Origin of the sequence: Streptomyces tremellae (genome assembly GCF_039540215.1) — a bacterium.
In the GTDB taxonomy this organism is placed as follows: domain Bacteria; phylum Actinomycetota; class Actinomycetes; order Streptomycetales; family Streptomycetaceae; genus Streptomyces; species Streptomyces tremellae.
On record NZ_BAABEP010000034.1, the window covers coordinates 1 to 3,898 of the forward strand.

Annotated in this window: 4 protein-coding genes; 2 read left to right on the forward strand and 2 right to left on the reverse strand. The window is 74.0% G+C overall.

The genetic code is table 11. The annotated features are described in order from the left end of the window. Positions 1–324: WYL domain-containing protein (locus ABEA77_RS21660; RefSeq protein ID WP_345650139.1), on the forward strand; the 324-nt coding region annotated here is incomplete at its 5' end. 173 nt (positions 325–497) lie between these two features. Here the strand turns inward: ABEA77_RS21660 and ABEA77_RS34025 are convergent. Then, entirely contained in the window at positions 498–1,481 is a 984-nt protein-coding gene (locus ABEA77_RS34025) for a VanZ family protein (RefSeq protein WP_425588353.1), read from the reverse strand. Between the two features lie 193 nt (positions 1,482–1,674). Here ABEA77_RS34025 and ABEA77_RS21670 point away from each other — a divergent pair, with 193 nt between their 5' ends. Next, the gene (locus ABEA77_RS21670; protein WP_345650142.1) at positions 1,675–3,321 is read left to right on the forward strand and encodes a DNA repair helicase XPB; all 1,647 of its coding nucleotides are present in this window, start codon (positions 1,675–1,677) and stop codon (positions 3,319–3,321) included. Positions 3,322–3,412: 91 nt separating this feature from the next. Here ABEA77_RS21670 and ABEA77_RS21675 read toward each other — a convergent pair whose 3' ends face one another. After that, positions 3,413–3,640 carry a hypothetical protein gene (locus ABEA77_RS21675; RefSeq protein ID WP_345650145.1) on the reverse strand — a complete coding sequence of 76 codons (228 nt, stop codon included), beginning with the start codon at positions 3,638–3,640 and terminating at the stop codon, positions 3,413–3,415. Positions 3,641–3,898: the final 258 nt, after the last annotated feature.

Genomic DNA, 3,898 nt, shown 5'->3' on the forward strand with positions numbered 1-3,898 from the left:
GGCGACCGCGCGGCCACCGTCGAGCGCAAGCCGCCGGCGCAGGCCGCGGGGGCCCCGGAGGCCGTCCACGCGGCGGCGGGCGGCGAACCGCCGCGCACCACGGCGGCCGAGACCCTCGCCACCGTGCAGGCCGCGGTCCTGACCGGCTCCTCGCTGTGGATCGGCTACGTCAACGCGGAGGGCGCGGCCAGCCAGCGGGTGATCGCCCCGGTGCGGGTCGAGGGCGGCTTCGTCACCGCGTACGACCACACCGCGGACGAGGTCCGCACGTACCCCCTGCACCGCATCACCGGCGTCGCGGAACTCGCCGACGACCCGGCCTGACGCGCGCGGCGCGCGGCGCGGTGGCGGTGCCGTACGCCCCACGTGCTGACGTGGAACCACGGCCCGGCCACCGGCGGCAGGGCACGCGCCGTCCGCGCCGTCGGGCCGGACACCGCGGCGCGCGGGAGGGGCCCCGGTGCACCCCACCGGGGCCCCTCCCGCGCGGCGCGCGCCTACTGCCGCCGCAGCAGACCGCCGAGACCGCCACGCGCCGCCGCCTTCCCTGCCTTCCCCGCCTTCCCTGCCTTCCCCGCCTTCCCTGCGGCCGAGCCGCCCTGGCCCGAGGCCGAGCCGCCCTGGCCCGAGGCCCGGCCCTTCGCACCCCCGGCCCCGGCGCCCTTCGCGGCCCCCGCGCCCTTCGCGGAGCCCTTGGCCGAACCCGGCGCCTTGCCCGAGCGGGCGGGCCTCGGCTCCACGGGCCTCTCCAGGGCCCTGGGCTCCTTGACGCGCTTGAGGGTCCGCACGGCCCGCCGCCCCGCGGTCTCCTGCGCCTTCGGCTCGTCCGGCTCCTTGGCGCGCTTCAGCTCGCGGTACTTCGCGGGCGTCGGAGGCGTCGCGCCCACGGGCGCCCCGTCCGCGCCGGCCGCGTCCGCGCCGCGGAAGCGGCGGAACCCGCCGCCCCGGCGCACCCGCACCGGCCGCGGTTCGGCGAGCGAGTGGTAGCGGCGGCCGATGAGCCGGCCGACCAGCACGTACGCGATGATCGCGCCCGCCGTGTTCATGATCACGTCGTCCACGTCGAAGGCGCGGCCCTCGACCATGGCACCCTGCGCCAGTTCCACCAGTGTCATCACCACGGCGGTCAGCAGCACCACCCGCACCATGCGGCGCCTGCGCGGCACCAGCACCGGCAGGATCACCCCGAACGGCGCCCCGATCAGCAGGTTTCCCCCGACCTGCTTGCACGCACCGAGGAAGGTGTAGTCGTCGAGGTACTGCCGCAGCGAGTGCCCGGGACGCAGGTTTGACCCGGCGATCCCGGCGGACGCGGGCGACGGCGTGAGTGTGAGCTCCGCGAGGAGCACCGAGAACGCCACCATCGCCGCGAACGCCACCACGAGGATCAGCAGCCGTAAGGCCGTACGGCCCCAACTCCGCCTCATCACAACCTCGTCGCCGCCCGCCAGGGCCCCGTCCCGCTCCGTCTCCGCGTTCATGCGGAGCGGATGCCCCCACCCGCCCGGCACATGCCGCACGCAGGCGGCGTACCGGTGTTTTCCCCTTCTCCCACCCCGTCTCTCACGGCCCCGCCACGGGACCCGCCCCGAATCCGCGCCCAATGCGCGACACTGGACGTTTGGCGTACCGCACGGGTGGCCGGCGGGCACGGCACGGAAAGGACGCAGGTACGTGAACGGACCCCTCATCGTCCAGAGCGACAAGACGTTGCTGCTGGAGATCGACCACGAGCAGACGGACGCGTGCCGCCGTGCCATCGCCCCCTTCGCCGAGCTCGAACGGGCGCCCGAGCACATCCACACCTACCGGCTCACGCCGCTCGGGCTGTGGAACGCGCGGGCCGCCGGGCACGACGCCGAACAGGTGGTCGACGCGCTGGTGGAGTTCTCGCGCTACCCGGTGCCGCACGCGCTGCTGGTGGACGTGGCCGAGACGATGGCGCGCTACGGGCGGCTCACTCTCTCCAAGCACCCCACGCACGGACTTGTGCTGACCTCGACGGACCGGCCGGTCCTTGAGGAGATCCTCCGCTCGAAGAAGGTGCAGCCGCTGGTCGGCGCCCGCATCGACGCGGACACCGTTGCCGTGCACCCCTCCGAGCGCGGGCAGATCAAGCAGACGCTGCTGAAGCTCGGCTGGCCCGCAGAGGACCTCGCGGGGTACGTCGACGGCGAGGCGCACCGCATCGACCTGGACGAGGACGGCTGGTCGCTGCGCCCGTACCAGAAGCAGGCCGTGGAGAACTTCTGGCACGGCGGCTCCGGCGTGGTCGTCCTGCCGTGCGGCGCGGGCAAGACGCTGGTCGGCGCGGGCGCGATGGCCGAGGCGAAGGCGACGACGCTGATCCTCGTCACCAACACGGTCTCCGCCCGGCAGTGGAAGCACGAACTGGTGCGGCGCACCTCGCTCACCGAGGACGAGATCGGCGAGTACAGCGGTACGAAGAAGGAGATCAGGCCGGTCACGATCGCCACGTACCAGGTCCTCACGACCCGCAGGAAGGGCGTCTACCCGCACCTGGAGCTGTTCGACTCGCGGGACTGGGGCCTGATCGTCTACGACGAGGTGCACCTGCTGCCCGCGCCGGTCTTCAAGTTCACCGCGGACCTCCAGGCGCGGCGGCGGCTCGGGCTCACCGCGACGCTGGTGCGGGAGGACGGCCGCGAGTCGGACGTGTTCTCGCTGATCGGCCCGAAGCGCTTCGACGCGCCGTGGAAGGAGATCGAGGCGCAGGGCTACATCGCGCCGGCGGACTGCGTGGAGGTACGGGTCAACCTCACCGACGGCGAGCGGCTGGCATACGCGACGGCGGAGACCGAGGAGAAGTACCGGTTCTGCGCCACGACCGACACCAAGCAGAAGGTGACGGAGGCCCTGGTGCGCCGGCACAGGGGCGAGCAGACGCTGGTGATCGGCCAGTACATCGACCAGCTCGACGAGCTGGGCGAGCACCTGGGCGCTCCGGTGATCAAGGGTGAGACCAGCAACGCGCAGCGGGAGAAACTGTTCGAGGCGTTCCGGCAGGGTGAGCTGTCGGTGCTGGTGGTGTCGAAGGTCGCCAACTTCTCGGTGGACCTGCCGGAGGCGACGGTGGCGATCCAGGTGTCGGGCACGTTCGGGTCGCGCCAGGAGGAGGCGCAGCGGCTCGGCCGGGTGCTGCGGCCGAAGGCGGACGGGCACGAGGCGCGCTTCTACTCGGTCGTGGCGCGCGACACCATCGACCAGGACTTCGCGGCGCACCGGCAGCGGTTCCTCGCGGAGCAGGGGTACGCCTACCGGATTGTGGACGCGGACGAACTGCTCGCCGACGAGGTGTGAGGCCCGCGGGGCGCGCTCCGGCGGTCGCCCCGGCGGTCGTCCGGCGGTCGCCCCGGCGGTCGTCCGGCGGTCGCTCCGTCGCCGCGGGGTCTCAGTCGCCGCGCGGTAGGGCACCCGCCGTGCGGGGTCCTGGGACGGCGCGGCGGGTGCGCACCCCGGCCTCCTCCGCGTACTCGCCGAGCACGGCCACGTTGAACGCGGCGGACGCGAAGACCCGGACCGCGCGCAGCGCGCCGCCGACGCGGTGGCTCTGGTGGGGGAAGGCGCCGACGCCTGTGGCGGTCGCGCCGTGGACGGGGGTGAGGGTGTGGGTGCTCATGTGTTCCATCATGGATTTCGGACATTCTCGGCACATCGGTCCGTGGGCTGAATCTCCGTCCCCGCCCCGCCGTCCCCCGGACGCACCCGCCGTCCGCCTTGAGGCCCATACCGGACCCGCGCGTCCCCTACGGGAAGGACCGGCGGCGCTCGCCGCGGTCCCGCGATGGGCGTGACGGGTTCCGGGCGTCGCCGTCGCGGCGGTCCTGGCGACGGGTGTGACGGGTTCCCGGCGCCGCGGGCCGGGGCGGAGTCCGGG

Coding starts and splice junctions, on each gene's coding strand:
- ABEA77_RS21675 (WP_345650145.1), bottom strand. CDS start 3,640: ATGAGCACCCACACCCTCACCCCCGTCCACGGCGCGACCGCCACAGGC.
- ABEA77_RS34025 (WP_425588353.1), bottom strand. CDS start 1,481: ATGAACGCGGAGACGGAGCGGGACGGGGCCCTGGCGGGCGGCGACGAG.